Raw genomic sequence first — 14,441 nt, 5'->3', positions numbered from 1 at the left:
GACGAGTCCCGGGCCCTTTCCCGTACCGCTTCTCAGGCCTCCGGGGAGGTACGCGCTGCCGCCGCCTTGCGCTCCTTCTCCGCGCGCTCCTCCGCCTCCATCTCGGCGAAGACGTCGATCGGCGCCGGGGCCTTCGCGAGGAAGATCCAGGTCAGGTAGACCGCGAGCAGGAACGGCGGGATCTTCAGCGCGACGGAGACCCAGCCGAACTTGGTCGGGTCGGCCCACCAGTACAGCGGGAAGAGGATCGCGCACTTGCCGAGCAGGATCAGGCCCCAGGCCAGGCTGGCCTTCGTGTACGCCTTCTTGCGGCCGGGGTTGCGGGTGCGCCAGGAGAGGTTCTCCTTGAAGACCGGGCCGAGGATCAGGCCGATCAGCGGGACGCCCGCGAGGGCCGTGACGATGTACGCCAGGGCGAGGCCCAGGGTGTACAGCATGCCCGGCAGGTAGAAGTCCTTGGCGTTGCCCGTCATCATCGCGAAGACGACGCCGAAGGCGACGCCGAAGACGCCGCTGAAGGCGTGCTTCACGGTGTCGCGGCGGATCAGCCGGACGGCGACCAGGACGAGCGAGACCGCGAGCGCGGCGATGGCCGAGACCTGGAGGTTCTTGTTGATCGTGAAGATCGTGACGAAGAGCAGACCGGGCACGATCGTCTCGATCATGCCCCGCACTCCGCCGAACGCCTCGGAGAGCGCGGCCTCGGTCACGGCCTTGTCGGCCTGGGCGTCCTGGTCCGGGATCGACGGGTCCGGAATGGACTGGTCGGGAACGGACCGGCCCTTGTCGAGGGACGTCACCGGCTACTCCTGTCCGAGCGGTCGGAGCTCGTATTTGGGGTTGAAGAGGACCCGCCGGCCGTGGCTCATGGAGATCCGGCCGGAGGCGATCAGCTTGCGGCCCGGCTCGATGCCCACGATGGAGCGGCGACCGAGCCAGACGACGTCCAGCGGTGCCGTGCCGTCGAAGAGCTCGGCCTCCAGCGCGGGCACACCGGCGCGCGGGCGCAGCGTGACCGTGCGCAAGGTACCAGTCACCTTGACTATCTGGCGGTCGGAGCAGTCAGAGATGCGCGTGCACCCCGAGGCCTCGGCGTCCTCCTGGAGCTCCTCCGACTCCAGGTCCTCCGGGGTCGAGGAGAGCCGGTCGAGCATCCTGCGGAACCGTCCGGCCGGCTTCTCTGTACGCGGTGCAGCACTCATACAGAAAGCGTACCGGCCCCCACCGTCACCGGAACGGGTGTCGCCCGACCGGGCTGACGCACGGCCTCCGTCTCACCGTTCGAAGCGGTAGCCCATGCCCGGCTCGGTGACGAAGTGGCGCGGGTGCGAGGGGTCCGCCTCCAGCTTGCGCCGCAACTGCGCCATGTAGACGCGGAGGTAGTTGGTCTCCGTGCCGTACGAGGGTCCCCAGACCTCCTGGAGCAGCTGCTTCTGGCTGACGAGCCGGCCGCCGTTGCGGACGAGGACCTCCAGGAGGTGCCACTCGGTGGGGGTGAGCCGGACGTCACGGCCGTCGCGGTGGACCTTCTTCGCGGCGAGGTCGACGGTGAAGCCCTCGGTCTCGACGACCACGACGCCGTCCTCGGCGCCGCCGACCGGCTCGGCGCGGCGCACGGCCGCGCGCAGCCGGGCGAGCAGCTCGTCCATCCCGAAGGGCTTGGTGACGTAGTCGTCGGCGCCCGCGTCGAGCGCCTCGACCTTCTCGTCGGAGGTCTGCCGGGCGGAGAGGACGAGGATCGGGACCCGCGTCCAGCCGCGGAGGCCCTTGATGACCTCGACGCCGTCCATGTCGGGGAGGCCGAGGTCGAGGACGACGACGTCGGGGTGGCGGTCGGCGGCGAGCCGGAGCGCGGTGGCGCCGTCGGGCGCGGCGTCGACCTCGTACTTCCGCGCCTTGAGGTTGATCACCAGGGCGCGGACGATCTGTGGCTCGTCGTCGACCACGAGGACCCGGGTCATGGAGGGGGACCTTCTCTCTGTCGGCAGGGGTGGGCAGGTCATGCGTGGCTTACGGAGACGGGCTCGTGTCGCGGACCGCCGGGCGCGGCCCTGAGGGTGAGGACCATGGTCAGCCCGCCGCCCGGGGTGTCCTCGGCGCCGAGCGTCCCGCCCATGGCCTCGACGAAGCCGCGGGCGACCGCGAGCCCGAGGCCGACCCCGGCGCCGCGCGGGGCGTCGCCGAGGCGCTGGAAGGGCTCGAAGATGCCCTCCTTGCTCTCGTCGGGCACGCCGGGTCCGCGGTCGACGACGCGCAGCTCGACCCGCTCCCCCAGGGTGCTGGCGGCGACCGTGACGGGGACGCCGAAGGGGCTGTACTTCACGGCGTTCTCGACGATGTTGGCGACGGCCCGCTCCAGGAGGCCCTTGTCGACCTCGACCATGGGCAGGCTCTCGGGGATGTCGAGCTCGGCGCTGCCGTCCGGTACGCCCCCGAGGGCCATGGGGACGACCTCGTCGAGGTCCACCGGGCGGATGAGCGGCGTGACCGTGCCGGTCTGGAGGCGGGACATGTCGAGGAGGTTGCCCACGAGGTGGTCGAGCCGGTCGGCGCCGGCCTCGATGCCCTCCAGGAGCTCGGCACGGTCCTCGTCGGACCACTCGACGTCGTCGGAGCGGAGCGAGGAGACGGAGGCCTTGATGCTCGCGAGCGGGGTGCGCAGGTCGTGGCTGACGGCGGCGAGCAGGGCCGTACGGATCTTGTTGCCCTCGGCGAGCTTGCGGGCCTCCTCGGCCTCGCCGACCAGGCGCTGCCGGTCGAGGACGACGGCGGCCTGGGCGGCGAAGGCGCCGAGGACGCGCCGGTCCTCGGCCGGGAGGACGCGGCCGGAGAGGGCCAGGGCGAGGTGGTCGCCGACCGGCATGTCCACGTCGGCGTCGTCGGGCCGTACGGCCGGGTGGGGGCCGACGCTCGCCGCCTGGGTCCACGGTTCGGCCCCGTCGGTCCGCTCCAGGAGGGAGACCGACTCCATGGAGAAGGTCTCGCGGACCCGTTCGAGGAGGGCGTCGAGGCTGGTCTCGCCGCGCAGGACGCTGCCGGCGAGGTAGGAGAGCACCTCGGACTCGGCGCGGAGCCGGGCGGCCTGGTGGGTGCGGCGGGCCGCGAGGTCGACGACGGAGGCGACCGCCATGGCGACGCCGAAGAAGACGGCGATGGCGACGATGTTCTTCGGGTCGGCGATGGTGAGCCGGTGGACCGGCGGGGTGAAGAACCAGTTGAGGAGGAAGGAGCCGACGGCCGCCGAGGCGAGCGCCGGGAGGAAGCCGCCGAGCAGCGCGGAGCCGACGGTCAGCGCGAGGAACAGCAGCATGTCGTTGGCGAGGCCGAGGTCCGCGTCGACGTGCGTGAGGACCAGCGCCAGGGCGAGGGGCCCGCCGACGCCGACGAGCCAGCCGCCGAGGATCCGGGGGCGGGCGAGGCGCGCGCCGCGCGCGACGGGCAGGCCGCGGCCCTTGGCGACCTCGCCGTGCGTGACGATGTGGACGTCCAGGTCGGGGCCGGAGTCGCGGGCCACGGTCTGGCCGACGCCGGGCCCGAACACGTACTGCCAGGTGCGGCGGCGGCTGGAGCCCAGGACGATCTGGGAGGCGTTGACCCCGCGGGCGAACTCCAGGAGCGCGGAGGGGATGTCGTCGCCGACGACGTGATGGAACGTTCCGCCGAGGTCCTCGACGAGCGTCCGCTGGACGGCGAGCTCCTTCGGCGAGGCGGAGGTGAGGCCGTCGCTGCGCGAGATGTAGACGGCGAGGACCTCGCCGCCCGCGCCCTTCTCGGCCAGCCGGGTGGCCCGGCGTATCAGGGTGCGGCCCTCGGGGCCGCCGGTGAGCCCGACGACGATCCGTTCGCGGGCCTGCCAGGGCGAGCGGATGTTGTGCTCGCCCCGGTACTCCTGGAGGTACTCGTCGACCCGGTCGGCGGTCCACAGGAGCGCGAGCTCGCGCAGGGCGGTGAGGTTGCCGGGGCGGAAGTAGTTGGACAGGGCCGCGTCGACCTTGTCGGGCGTGTAGACGTTGCCGTGGGCCATCCGGCGGCGCAGGGCCTGGGGCGACATGTCGACCAGCTCGATCTGGTCGGCCCTGCGGACCACCTCGTCGGGGACGGTCTCCCGCTGCCGTACGCCGGTGATCGCCTCGACGACGTCGCCGAGGGACTCCAGGTGCTGGATGTTGACGGTCGAGACGACGTCGATGCCGGCGGCGAGCAGCTCGGCCACGTCCTGCCAGCGCTTCGGGTTCCGGGAGCCGGGGACGTTGGTGTGGGCGAGCTCGTCGACGAGGGCGACGGCGGGTCTGCGCGCGAGGAGCGCGTCCACGTCCATCTCGGTGAAGACCGAGCCCCGGTACTCCAGGGTCCGGCGCGGGACCTGTTCCAGGCCGTGCAGCATCACCTCGGTGCGCGGGCGGCCGTGGTGCTCGACGACGGCCACGACGCAGTCCGTGCCGCGCTCCACCCGGCGGTGCGCCTCGGAGAGCATCGCGTACGTCTTGCCGACGCCCGGCGCAGCGCCGAGGTAGATCCGAAGCTTGCCGCGTCCCATGGCACGACCATACGTCCAGCCAATCGGACATTCCGCACGCGGGCGGGAACCCCCGCCCGGTATTGACGTGATCCTGATGCGTGCCGGGTGATCAGTCCTGGCCGGTCTCGGCGATCTCGCCGTCACGCAGTTCGAGGACCCGGTCCGCGAGGCCCAGGAGCTGCGGGTCGTGGGTGGCGACCAGCGCCGTACAGCCCTCGCTGCGCACCACCGCGCGCAGCAGCTCCATGACCGCGAGCCCGGTCTCGGCGTCCAGCTGGCCGGTCGGCTCGTCGGCGATCAGGAGCGCCGGCTTGTTGGCGAGGGCGCGGGCGATGGCGACGCGCTGCTGCTGGCCGCCGGAGAGCTCGCCGGGCCGCTGGTTGGCGTGGTCGGCGAGGCCCACGAGGGAGAGCAGCAGGGAGACCCGCTCCTCCCGCTCCTTCGGGTCGGTCTTGCGCAGCCGCAGGGGTACGCCGACGTTCTCGGCGGCGGAGAGGATCGGGAGGAGCCCGAAGGACTGGAAGATGAAGCCGATCCGGTCCCGGCGCAGCTCCAGGAGTCCGCCCTCGCCGAGCGTGGAGAGGTCGGTGCCGTCGATGACGATCCGGCCGCCGTCGGCGCTGTCGAGGCCGCCCACCAGGTTCAGCAGGGTGGTCTTGCCGGAGCCGGAGCGGCCCTTGAGGGCGACGAGCTCGCCGCGCGGGATGGTGAAGGAGACCCCGCGCAGGGCGTGGACGGCGGCCTCGCCCGTACCGTACGAGCGCCGGAGGTCCTCGACCACGACCATCGGGCGGCCCGCCGGGTCCTCGGCCACGGCCGTCGCGGTTCGCGTGCTGCTCTCACTCACCCTGTGCTCCCCCTCCTCGAACATGTGCGCCCGCCAGTATGGTCCGCGGCCGGGCGGCTGGCCAGAGCCGGAGGGCCCACCCGGGGGCGCCGCGGCCCGGAAACGGCCGGTGGGCCGTCCCCCGTACGTGGTGTACGGAGAACGGCCCACCGTTCGTGAAGCGGTCGCGACGGCCTCGGCTCAGCGGATCTCGGAGATCTCCGGGCCGCGCTGGAGCTGGCCCATGCCGCCGGAGAAGCGCGAGCTCGCCTGCTCCTCCTGCTGCACGCCGTCCGGCACCATCTGCGCGTCGTTCGGCAGCTTGAGGACGATCGGGTCGCGCGGGGCCATCGGGCCCTCGCCGCGGACGACCACGGTGTCCCGCACGATCTGCTCCAGGACGCCGGCGGCCTCCGGCTGCACCGCGCCCTGGCCCGAGATCACGCCGCGCAGGAACCAGCGCGGGCCGTCGACGCCGACGAAGCGCACGAGCTGCACGCCCCGGTTGCCGTCCGGCAGCTGGACCGGGACCTGCGCGCGCAGCTCCCAGCCGAGGGGGCCCTCGACCTCGTCGATGACACCGCCCTGCTGGACGATGCCCGTGGCGATCTCGTCGCGGACCTCGCCCCAGATGCCCTCCTTCTTGGGGGCGGCGAAGGCCTGGAGCTGGACGGCGCTGTCGCGCAGGACGACGGTGGCGGCGACGATCGCGTCACCGGCCACCTCGACCCGCAGCTCCATGCCCTCGACTCCGGGGACGTAGATGCCGCCCAGGTCGACGCGGCCCTCCTCGGGCTCGCTCACCTCGGAGATGTCCCACGGTCCGTCGGGCCGGGGCGCCGGCGGAAGGTTCACGCGACGCGGCGCCTCCGCCTCCTCGTCGGTGCCGACCTCGTCGACGACCTGCTCGTCCGCGCCCGCCACGTCCTCGGCGGCACCGCTCTTCTTGCGACGTCCGAACACGTCACTGTCCTTCCCGGTCGGATACGACCGAAGCGTATCGATTCCCACCCGCCCCGCCGTCCACGGCGGCATGGCCGCCGGTGGACCCGAAGCCCCCCTCGGCCCGTGCCGAGCCGGGAAGCTCTTCCACCTCGTGGAAGCGCACTTTCTCGACCTGCTGGACGACCAGTTGGGCAATCCGGTCGAACCGCTCGAACCGCACGCTCTCGCGCGGGTCGAGATTGACCACGATCACTTTGATCTCTCCACGGTACCCGGCATCCACCGTCCCCGGGGCATTCACGAGCGCGACTCCGCACCGGGCGGCGAGACCCGAGCGCGGGTGCACGAAGGCCGCGTAGCCGTCCGGCAGCGCGATGGAGACGCCGGTGGGCAGCACCGCGCGCTCCCCGGGCGCGAGGACGGCGGCCTCGGTGGTGACGAGGTCGGCGCCGGCGTCGCCGGGGTGCCCGTACGCGGGGATCGGCACCTCCGGGTCCACTCGCCGGATCAGTACGTCGACAGGGTTGCGCATCAGGGGTTCACCTCGAAGGCGCGGGCGCGCCGGACCTGGTCGGGGTCGGACATGGCGGCCTGGATCTCCTCCGGCCGGCCGTTGTCGATGAAGTGGTCGACCTTGACCTCGATGAAGAGGGCGTCGGCGCGGACGGCGACGGGGCCGTCGGGCCCGCCGATCCGGCCGACGGCGGTCGAGAAGATCTTGCGGCCGAGCACGGCGGTGACCTCGGCCTCCAGGTGGAGGACGGTGCCGACCGGCACGGGCCGGGCGAAGTCGGTCTCCAGGCGTCCGGTCACGGCGATGACCCGCAGCAGCCAGTTCAGGGAGCCGATGGTCTCGTCGAGCGCGGTGGCGAGCACGCCGCCGTGCGCGAGACCGGGAGCGCCCTGGTGGTCGGGGGTCACGGTGAACTCGGCGGTGACGGTCACGCCCTCGCCCGCCCTGGCCTCCAGGTGCAGGCCGTGGGACTGCCCGCCGCCGCACCCGAAACAGTGCTCGTAGTGCGAACCGAGCAGCTCGCCGGGGGCCGGGGCATCGGGGTGGCGTACCGGCGGTATGGCCGAGGGCGGCGGGGTGAGGGCGGGAGATGTTGCGGTCACAGGCGCAGACCTTACCCGCGCGGAAGGACCCAGGTCGCGCCGTGCCAAGCTTGGAGCCATGCAGCCTTCCGCCTCGTCCCCCGCTCCCTCCTCCGAGCCGTCGTCCGAGCCCTCGTCCACGGCGCCGGCCGCGCCGCGCTTCGACGAGCGGCTGACGGCGCCCCGATCGTGGTGGCTGATCGCGGGCCTGCTCGGTCTCTCCGGCGGGCTGATCATGTTCCCGCTGGGTACGGTCCCGACGCTCGGCGGCCTGATCGGCGCCGCGCTCCTCGCGGGCGCGGCGGTCTCCTCGTACGGCTCCGCCCGCGTCCGGGTGGTGGCGGGCTCGCTGGTGGCGGGCGACGCGCGGATTCCGGTCACGGCGCTGGGGGCGCCCGAGGTGCTGGACGCGGAGGAGGCGCGCGCCTGGCGCACGCACAAGGCCGACCCGCGCGCCTTCATGCTGATGCGCAGCTACGTGCCGCGCGCGGTGCGGGTCGAGATCACGGACCCGGCCGACCCGACCCCGTACGTGTACCTGTCGAGCCGCGAGCCGGAGGCCCTGGCGGCGGCCCTGGAGGCCGCGCGCGCGGAGGTCTGACGGCGATCCGGAACGCTCCGGGTCGCCAGGGCCTGTCCGACCCTGATCCGCGGGACAGGCCCTAGAAGCCCAGCTCCTTGGGGGTGACGGGCTCCTGGGGCTGCTCCAGCGGGGGCAGCTCCTGGAGGGCGTCCCAGGGGACCTGGCGGGCGCGGAGGTCCTTGCGGACGTGCGCCGCGAGCTTCTTGGTGTCGCGCCGGTTCATGACCGCGCCGACGGCGGCGCCGATCATGAAGGGCATGAGGTTCGGCATGTTGCGCACCATGCGCTTCATGATCTGCTGGCGCAGTTCGCGCTTGAGCTGCCCGCCGAGGGCCGCGTTGACCGTGGTGGGCTTGGCGGGGTCGATGCCCCGCTCCTCGGCCCAGGAGGTCAGGTAGGCCGTCGAGCGCTGGGTGATGCGGCCCGGGGGGCGCAGTCCGTACACCTCGTGCAGTTCGGCGATGAGCTTGAGCTCCACCGCGGCGACGCCGGTGATCTCGGCCGCCAGTTCGGCCGGCATGGCCGGCGGTACGGGGAGCATGGCGGCGGCGCCGACGCCCGCGCCGACGGTCGAGCTGGCGTTCGCCGCGCCGGTGACGAGTTTGTCGGCGATCTCCTCGGGGCCGAGCCCCGGGAACTGCTTGCGCAGGGTCGCCAGGTCGCGGACGGGGATCCGCGGGGCGAGGTCGATGAGACGGTCGGCCAGATAGCCGATGCCGGCCTTGGCCCCGTCGCCGCCGCGCCGCATGCCGTCCTTGACGCCGCGCGTCACACCACGCCGGACGGCGTCGATCCGGTCGGTGTCGATCTTGATTTTGTCCAGCTGGGCCCGCGCGGGGTCGGCCAGCCGTTTGACGGCGCCGAAGCGCCCGTGGCGCGCCAGGTCGGCGGACTCGCCCGTGGGCTCGCCCGCGGACTCCTCGCGCTCGGCGGGGAGCCGCGTCCCGGTGACCGCCTCGATGTCGGCGACGACCGCTTCGAGCGAGGCCGAGGGGCCCCGCTCGTCGTCACGTGCGCCGAGGGAGGGCAGAGGGGCGGCCCGCACGGCGTCAGGGGCCTCCTGGGCGCCCTGTGCCGGGCTCTTGCCGCCCTTGCGCGTCTCCGAGCTCCCGGGAAGCCGCAGACGCCGCTTCCGGGACGGTGTGTCGCTGCCTGCCACGGCCGGACTGCCTCAGTCGCAGTCGCGGCAGATCGGCTGACCGTTCTTCTCGCGGGCCAGCTGGCTGCGGTGGTGCACGAGGAAGCAGCTCATGCAGGTGAACTCGTCCGCCTGCTTGGGCAGGACCCGGACGGCCAGCTCCTCGTTCGAGAGGTCGGCGCCGGGAAGCTCCAGGCCTTCGGCGGCCTCGAACTCGTCGACGTCGACGGTCGAGGTCGACTTGTCGTTCCGGCGGGCCTTCAGTTCCTCAAGGCTGTCCGAGTCGACGTCGTCGTCGGTCTTGCGTGGGGTGTCGTAATCCGTTGCCATGTCGCTCTCCCCCTCTGGGTAGTTGCGGGTGTCTCAGCGCACGTAACGCGTGAGAGGTCGGACTTGTGCCCGACCTGAGGCGGAGATTTTGCCTCACATCAAGGTCTGTTACTCAATCGACACCCGTCGTGCCCTCTCGCGAGGGCTCGGCTTCGGGTGGCGAACCGGACCGTACACGGTCCGCGGGGCATCCCTCGCGGGTGCCACCCCGTGTACTTCCCGTCAATCAGGGCCCCGGAAACCCGGACTTTTCCAGGTTTTCCGAGGGATTTCCCGGTCACGGAGAGTGGAGATCCGGACACCCGCTCCTGTGATCGATCACACATGGGCGTCTCAGGATCGGGGCCCCGGAATTCCGCGCAAAGCGAACGGAACCGGTCGGCTCGTGCAGTGTGTCAGATCGGCAGAGTGACGCGCATCACGAGGCCACCGCCCTCGCGGGGCTCCGCGATGATACGGCCGCCGTGGGCCCGGGCCACGGATCTCGCGATCGACAGGCCGAGGCCGACGCCCTTGTCACTGCCCGTGCGCTCCTGCCGGAGCCGTCGGAACGGCTCGAAGAGGTTGTCGATCTCGTACGCGGGAACCACCGGACCCGTGTTCGAGACGAGGAGCACCGCCTGACCGTCCCTGACCTCGGTGCTGACCGAGACCCAGCCGTCCTCCGGCACGTTGTACCGGACGGCGTTCTGGAGCAGGTTCAGGGCGATCCGTTCGAGCAGGACGCCGTTGCCCTTGACCACGGCGGGCGCGCGCTCGCCCCGGATCTCGACGCCCTTGGCCACGGCCTCGCCGTGCGTCTGGTCGATCGCCCGGGAGGCGACCTCCGCGAGGTCCACGGGCTTGCGCTCGACGATCTGGTTGTCGCTGCGGGCGAGCAGCAGCAGGCCCTCCACGAGCTGCTCGCTGCGCTCGTTGGTGGCGAGCAGGGTCTTGCCGAGCTGCTGGAGCTCCACGGGCGCCCCGGGGTCCGAGAGGTGGACCTCCAGGAGGGTGCGGTTGATCGCGAGCGGGGTGCGGAGCTCGTGCGAGGCGTTGGCGACGAAGCGCTGCTGGGCGGTGAAGGCGCGCTCCAGGCGGTCCAGCATCTCGTCGAAGGTGTCGGCGAGCTCCTTGAGCTCGTCGTCCGGGCCGTCCAGCTCGATGCGGCGGGCCAGGTCGGAACCGGCCACCTGGCGGGCGGTCCGGGTGATCCGGCCGAGCGGCGAGAGCACGCGGCCGGCCATGGCGTAGCCGAAGGCGAAGGCGATGATGCTGAGGCCGAGCAGGGCGAAGAGCGAGCGGCGCAGGAGGTCTTCCAGGGCCTGGTCGCTCTGGTAGCGCAGACAGACCGAGACGGCGTCGTTGAACTGCTCGCCGGTGCCCTGGACGGGCAGCTCGCACCAGGAGGTGGTGGGCTGCACCTTACCCTCGACGATCTTGAACGGCAGGTGGGCCGCGCTCTCCCCCAGCGTCTGCGCCGTGAAGAGGTAGATGATCGAGAGCAGCAGGATGCCGGCGATCAGGAACATGCCGCCGTACAGCAGCGTGAGCCGTATGCGGATGGTCGGGCGCAGCAGCGGTCTGACCGGGTCCCGGGGGTCCCAGGTCGGTTTCGGGGGCGCCTGGGGATGCGGCGGGGTCGTGGGCATCGGGGTCAGATCCGGTACCCGGAGCCGGGCACGGTGACGATGACCGGGGGCTCGCCGAGCTTGCGGCGCAGGGTCATGACGGTGACGCGGACGACGTTGGTGAACGGGTCGGTGTTCTCGTCCCAGGCCTTCTCCAGGAGCTGCTCGGCCGAGACGACGGCGCCCTCGCTGCGCATGAGGACCTCCAGGACCGCGAACTCCTTCGGCGCGAGCTGGACCTCCTTGCCCTCGCGGAAGACCTCGCGGCGGTTCGGGTCGAGCTTGATGCCGGCGCGCTCCAGGACGGGCGGGAGCGGGACGGTGGTGCGCCGGCCGAGCGCGCGCACGCGCGCGGTGAGCTCGGTGAAGGCGAAGGGCTTGGGCAGGTAGTCGTCCGCGCCGAGCTCCAGGCCCTCCACGCGGTCGCTGACGTCGCCAGACGCGGTCAGCATCAGCACGCGCGTGGGCATGCCGAGCTCGACGATCTTGCGGCAGACGTCGTCGCCGTGGACGAGGGGCAGGTCGCGGTCGAGGACGACCACGTCGTAGTCGTTCACCCCGACCCGCTCCAGGGCGGCCGCGCCGTCGTACACGACGTCGACGGCCATGGCCTCCCGGCGCAGTCCGGTGGCCACCGCATCGGCGAGCAGCTGCTCGTCCTCGACGACGAGTACACGCACGTCGTTGTCCTTCCCTAGAGCCCCGGTCCGTGGGGGACCGGATCGAAAGCCTGAGCACTGACTGTGCGTGTCCATCCTGCCCCGAACGCGCGTAAACCGGCTGTAAGACGGCCCTCGGCCGGGGCCGCGGAAGGGCGCCCGGCAGGGGGCGCGAAAGAATTCACCTGATTCGCGGGCCAGTTGAGGTTTCTGTGAGGAACGGGGTGGGGAGGACGACTGCACACCCCGTGATCACGCCTGTATGCGGCGCGCCACCTGCCGCCCTCTGTCCCTCAGAGGCAGCCGTGTGTGATCCACCCACCCTCGGCACGAACCGTGCCACCGGACCCACGACGAGGGGGCGCACGATGGACGCTTTCACCGCAGGACTGCTGCACCGGATCAAGGCCGCCCAGCACGACCTCACGCACGCTCGTGAGACGGGCGACGACTTCCTTGCGGACGTCGAGCTGGCGGAGCTGGAGGACCTGCACCGCCTGGCCGCCGAGCACGGCGTCCAGATCGCGGTGCCAGGAGCCTGCACGGGCGCCTGACCCGTACGCGTACCCGAAGAGCCCCGGCGCCGAGTGCGGCGCCGGGGCTCTTCGGTGTGTGCACCACCGAGCCGGCTAGTCGTGCCAGGCGCCGAGCTCCTCCAGGAGCTCCTGGAGGGGCGGGAAGAGGCCTGGCGAGGCCGCCAGCGTCAGTTCCCCGGACTCGGGCTGTCCAGGTCGCCCGCCGGTCAGCGCGCCCGCCTCGCGGGCGATGAGGGCTCCGGCGGCCAGGTCCCAGGGGTTGAGTCCGCGCTCGTAGTACGCGTCGAGGCGGCCGGCCGCGACGTCGCACAGGTCGATCGCGGCCGAGCCGCCCCTGCGGATGTCCCGGACGCGCGGGATGACCCGCTGGGCCACGTCCGCCTGGTGGGCGCGGCGGGCCTGGACGTACCCGAAGCCGGTCCCCAGGAGGGCCTGGTCGAGCGGCGGCGAGGGCTGCCGCACGGAGAGCGTCCGCTCCCCCGCGTACGCGCCTCCGCCGAGGACCGCGCGGTAGGTCTCGCCGCGCATGGGGGCCTCGACGACGCCGACGACGGTCTCGCCGTCGCGCTCGGCGGCGATGGAGACCGCCCAGGTGGGGAGGCCGTAGAGGTAGTTCACCGTGCCGTCGAGGGGGTCGATGACCCAGCGGATGCCGCTGGTGCCGGGGCTGGAGGCGCCCTCCTCGCCGAGGAAGCCGTCCTGCGGGCGGTGCTCGGAGAGGAAGCCGGTGATCAGCTTCTCGGCGGCGATGTCCATCTCGGTGACGACGTCGATGGGGCTGCTCTTGGTCGTCGCCACGGCGAGGTCGTCGGGCCGGCCGTCGCGCAGCAGCTCTCCGGCCCGCCGGGCGGCCTCAAGGGCGAGGTCCAGCAACTCGGTGAGCAGGGGGTCGGTCGCGGGGGTGCCGGAAGCGGGGGTGTCGGTCACGAGGAGCTCCTTCACGCGTACGGGCTGTCGGCGCCGGCCGCGGCCGGCCGCTCCGCCCTGGCCGGGCAGCAGCCGATCGGGCACAGGTCGTGCGAGGGTCCGAGGGCGCCGAGGGCGCAGCGCTCCGTCCGGGTCCCCCGCTCGTTGGCCGCGCGCTCCAGGACGAGCTCGCGGACGGCGGCGGCGAAGCGCGGGTCGGCGCCGACGGTCGCGGAGCGGCGGACGGGCAGGCCGAGCTCGGCGGCCTTGGCGGTGGCCTCCGTGTCGAGGTCGTACAGGACCTCCATGTGGTCGGAGACGAAGCCGATGGGGACCATGACGGCGGCGGAGACGCCGGCGTGGTGCAGCTCCTCCAGGTGGTCGCAGATGTCGGGTTCGAGCCACGGGACGTGCGGGGCGCCGCTGCGGGACTGGTAGACGAGCTTCCACGGGTACGCGACGCCGGTCCGCTCGCGGACGGCCTCGACGATCGTCTCCGCCACGTCGAGGTGCTGGCGCACGTACGCCCCGCCCTCGCCGTGCTCGGCGACCGGTCCGGAGCTGTCGGCGGCGGAGTCGGGGATGGAGTGGGTGGTGAAGGCGAGGTGGGCGCCCTCGCGCTCGGCCGGGTCGAGGTCGGCGAGCGAGGCGAGCACGCCCTCGATCATGGGTTCGATGAAGCCGGGGTGGTTGAAGTAGTGCCGGAGCTTGTCGACGCGGGGCGTCGGAAGCCCTTCCGCTTCCAGGGTGGCGAGCGCGTCGGCGAGGTTCTCGCGGTACTGGCGGCAGCCCGAGTAGGAGGCGTACGCGCTGGTGGTGAGGACGGCGATGTGGCGCCGGCCGTCCTTGATCATCTCGCGGAGGGTGTCGGTGAGGTACGGCGCCCAGTTCCGGTTTCCCCAGTGGACGGGGAGGTCGAGACCGGCCTCCGCGAAGTCCGTCCGCAGCGCGTCGAGCAGCGCGCGGTTCTGGTCGTTGATCGGGGAGACGCCGCCGAAGAGGAAGTAGTGCTGCCCCACTTCCTTCAGCCGTTCCTTCGGGATGCCGCGGCCGCGCGTCACGTTCTCCAGGAACGGGACCACGTCGTCCGGACCCTCGGGTCCACCGAAGGAGAGCAGCAGCAGGGCGTCGTACGGGGCGGGATCGTGCTGATCGGACATGGGCCGATCCTCCCACTCGCGGGAGGCGGTACGGATCACGGTCCGCCGGTGACCGGCCTGTCCCGTGTCGTCCGGGAACGTACCGCCCGGACGACACATCCGTCCGGAAAAAGGGGGATGACCTATCGAGTTCA

16 protein-coding genes are annotated in these 14,441 nt (G+C 72.3%); 2 read left to right on the top strand and 14 right to left on the bottom strand.

The features are described 5' to 3' along the window. Window positions 1-32 precede the first annotated feature (32 nt). The 8 genes from ACFC0Z_RS14885 to ACFC0Z_RS14850 form a co-directional block, all read right to left on the bottom strand. Window positions 33-800 carry a DUF3159 domain-containing protein gene (locus ACFC0Z_RS14885; protein WP_376437076.1) on the bottom strand — a complete coding sequence of 256 codons (768 nt, stop codon included), beginning with the start codon at window positions 798-800 and terminating at the stop codon, window positions 33-35. Between the two features lie 3 nt (window positions 801-803). Then, window positions 804-1,202 (bottom strand): OB-fold nucleic acid binding domain-containing protein, encoded by a 399-nt coding sequence (locus tag ACFC0Z_RS14880; protein ID WP_360812951.1) that lies wholly within the window; start codon window positions 1,200-1,202, stop codon window positions 804-806. A 72-nt stretch (window positions 1,203-1,274) separates the two neighbouring features. Beyond that, complete coding sequence (locus ACFC0Z_RS14875; RefSeq protein ID WP_376437074.1) at window positions 1,275-1,961, bottom strand: response regulator; 687 nt, start codon at window positions 1,959-1,961, stop codon at window positions 1,275-1,277. 38 nt (window positions 1,962-1,999) lie between these two features. Continuing rightward, window positions 2,000-4,537, bottom strand: coding sequence for a DUF4118 domain-containing protein (locus ACFC0Z_RS14870; RefSeq protein ID WP_376437071.1), 2,538 nt, complete (start codon window positions 4,535-4,537; stop codon window positions 2,000-2,002). A 91-nt stretch (window positions 4,538-4,628) separates the two neighbouring features. Continuing rightward, a complete protein-coding gene (locus ACFC0Z_RS14865) occupies window positions 4,629-5,306 on the bottom strand; it encodes an ABC transporter ATP-binding protein (protein ID WP_376437976.1) in 678 nt (225 codons plus the stop codon). 240 nt (window positions 5,307-5,546) lie between these two features. Then, a complete protein-coding gene (locus tag ACFC0Z_RS14860; RefSeq protein ID WP_376437068.1) occupies window positions 5,547-6,308 on the bottom strand; it encodes a DUF3710 domain-containing protein in 762 nt (253 codons plus the stop codon). Window position 6,309: 1 nt separating this feature from the next. After that, on the bottom strand, window positions 6,310-6,822 hold the full coding sequence (gene dut, locus ACFC0Z_RS14855) for a dUTP diphosphatase (RefSeq protein WP_360812959.1): 513 nt from the start codon (window positions 6,820-6,822) through the stop codon (window positions 6,310-6,312). Then, complete coding sequence (locus tag ACFC0Z_RS14850) at window positions 6,822-7,406, bottom strand: PaaI family thioesterase (protein WP_376437065.1); 585 nt, start codon at window positions 7,404-7,406, stop codon at window positions 6,822-6,824. Before ACFC0Z_RS14850 ends, dut begins: the two co-directional genes overlap by 1 nt. A 58-nt stretch (window positions 7,407-7,464) precedes the next feature. Here ACFC0Z_RS14850 and ACFC0Z_RS14845 point away from each other — a divergent pair, with 58 nt between their 5' ends. After that, entirely contained in the window at window positions 7,465-7,986 is a 522-nt protein-coding gene (locus tag ACFC0Z_RS14845; protein ID WP_376437062.1) for a DUF3093 domain-containing protein, read from the top strand. A gap of 61 nt (window positions 7,987-8,047) precedes the next feature. On the opposite strand, the gene ACFC0Z_RS14840 is transcribed toward ACFC0Z_RS14845, so the two are convergent. From ACFC0Z_RS14840 to ACFC0Z_RS14825, 4 genes are all read right to left on the bottom strand, one after another. Further along, complete coding sequence (locus ACFC0Z_RS14840; protein ID WP_376437059.1) at window positions 8,048-9,127, bottom strand: hypothetical protein; 1,080 nt, start codon at window positions 9,125-9,127, stop codon at window positions 8,048-8,050. Between the two features lie 12 nt (window positions 9,128-9,139). Continuing rightward, on the bottom strand, window positions 9,140-9,436 hold the full coding sequence (locus ACFC0Z_RS14835) for a DUF4193 domain-containing protein (protein ID WP_003955561.1): 297 nt from the start codon (window positions 9,434-9,436) through the stop codon (window positions 9,140-9,142). A 395-nt stretch (window positions 9,437-9,831) separates the two neighbouring features. Beyond that, window positions 9,832-11,067: a sensor histidine kinase gene (locus tag ACFC0Z_RS14830; RefSeq protein WP_376437057.1), complete on the bottom strand. Its 1,236-nt coding sequence runs from the start codon at window positions 11,065-11,067 to the stop codon at window positions 9,832-9,834. Window positions 11,068-11,072: 5 nt separating this feature from the next. After that, window positions 11,073-11,726 (bottom strand): response regulator transcription factor, encoded by a 654-nt coding sequence (locus ACFC0Z_RS14825; RefSeq protein WP_017237674.1) that lies wholly within the window; start codon window positions 11,724-11,726, stop codon window positions 11,073-11,075. Between the two features lie 347 nt (window positions 11,727-12,073). Between ACFC0Z_RS14825 and ACFC0Z_RS14820 the strand changes: the two genes are divergently transcribed. Continuing rightward, complete coding sequence (locus ACFC0Z_RS14820) at window positions 12,074-12,259, top strand: hypothetical protein (RefSeq protein ID WP_376437055.1); 186 nt, start codon at window positions 12,074-12,076, stop codon at window positions 12,257-12,259. 75 nt (window positions 12,260-12,334) lie between these two features. On the opposite strand, the gene ACFC0Z_RS14815 is transcribed toward ACFC0Z_RS14820, so the two are convergent. Next, a complete protein-coding gene (locus ACFC0Z_RS14815; RefSeq protein ID WP_376437052.1) occupies window positions 12,335-13,168 on the bottom strand; it encodes an inositol monophosphatase family protein in 834 nt (277 codons plus the stop codon). Between the two features lie 11 nt (window positions 13,169-13,179). Continuing rightward, entirely contained in the window at window positions 13,180-14,307 is a 1,128-nt protein-coding gene (locus ACFC0Z_RS14810) for a ferrochelatase (protein ID WP_376437049.1), read from the bottom strand. Window positions 14,308-14,441 lie beyond the last annotated feature (134 nt).

It is taken from the genome of Streptomyces sp. NPDC056144 (assembly GCF_042264145.1).
Taxonomy (GTDB): domain Bacteria; phylum Actinomycetota; class Actinomycetes; order Streptomycetales; family Streptomycetaceae; genus Streptomyces.
The sequence above is the reverse complement of the archived record's forward strand: the minus strand, read 5'-3'. Positions and strand labels throughout refer to the sequence as shown.

What these genes read in the sequence shown, in the direction of transcription:
- ACFC0Z_RS14810 (WP_376437049.1), bottom strand. Translation starts at nt 14,307, where the DNA reads ATGTCCGATCAGCACGATCCCGCCCCGTACGACGCCCTGCTGCTGCTC.
- dut (WP_360812959.1), bottom strand. Translation starts at nt 6,822, where the DNA reads ATGCGCAACCCTGTCGACGTACTGATCCGGCGAGTGGACCCGGAGGTG.
- ACFC0Z_RS14870 (WP_376437071.1), bottom strand. Translation starts at nt 4,537, where the DNA reads ATGGGACGCGGCAAGCTTCGGATCTACCTCGGCGCTGCGCCGGGCGTC.
- ACFC0Z_RS14845 (WP_376437062.1), top strand. Translation starts at nt 7,465, where the DNA reads ATGCAGCCTTCCGCCTCGTCCCCCGCTCCCTCCTCCGAGCCGTCGTCC.
- ACFC0Z_RS14835 (WP_003955561.1), bottom strand. Translation starts at nt 9,436, where the DNA reads ATGGCAACGGATTACGACACCCCACGCAAGACCGACGACGACGTCGAC.
- ACFC0Z_RS14830 (WP_376437057.1), bottom strand. Translation starts at nt 11,067, where the DNA reads ATGCCCACGACCCCGCCGCATCCCCAGGCGCCCCCGAAACCGACCTGG.
- ACFC0Z_RS14880 (WP_360812951.1), bottom strand. Translation starts at nt 1,202, where the DNA reads ATGAGTGCTGCACCGCGTACAGAGAAGCCGGCCGGACGGTTCCGCAGG.
- ACFC0Z_RS14875 (WP_376437074.1), bottom strand. Translation starts at nt 1,961, where the DNA reads ATGACCCGGGTCCTCGTGGTCGACGACGAGCCACAGATCGTCCGCGCC.
- ACFC0Z_RS14820 (WP_376437055.1), top strand. Translation starts at nt 12,074, where the DNA reads ATGGACGCTTTCACCGCAGGACTGCTGCACCGGATCAAGGCCGCCCAG.
- ACFC0Z_RS14865 (WP_376437976.1), bottom strand. Translation starts at nt 5,306, where the DNA reads ATGGTCGTGGTCGAGGACCTCCGGCGCTCGTACGGTACGGGCGAGGCC.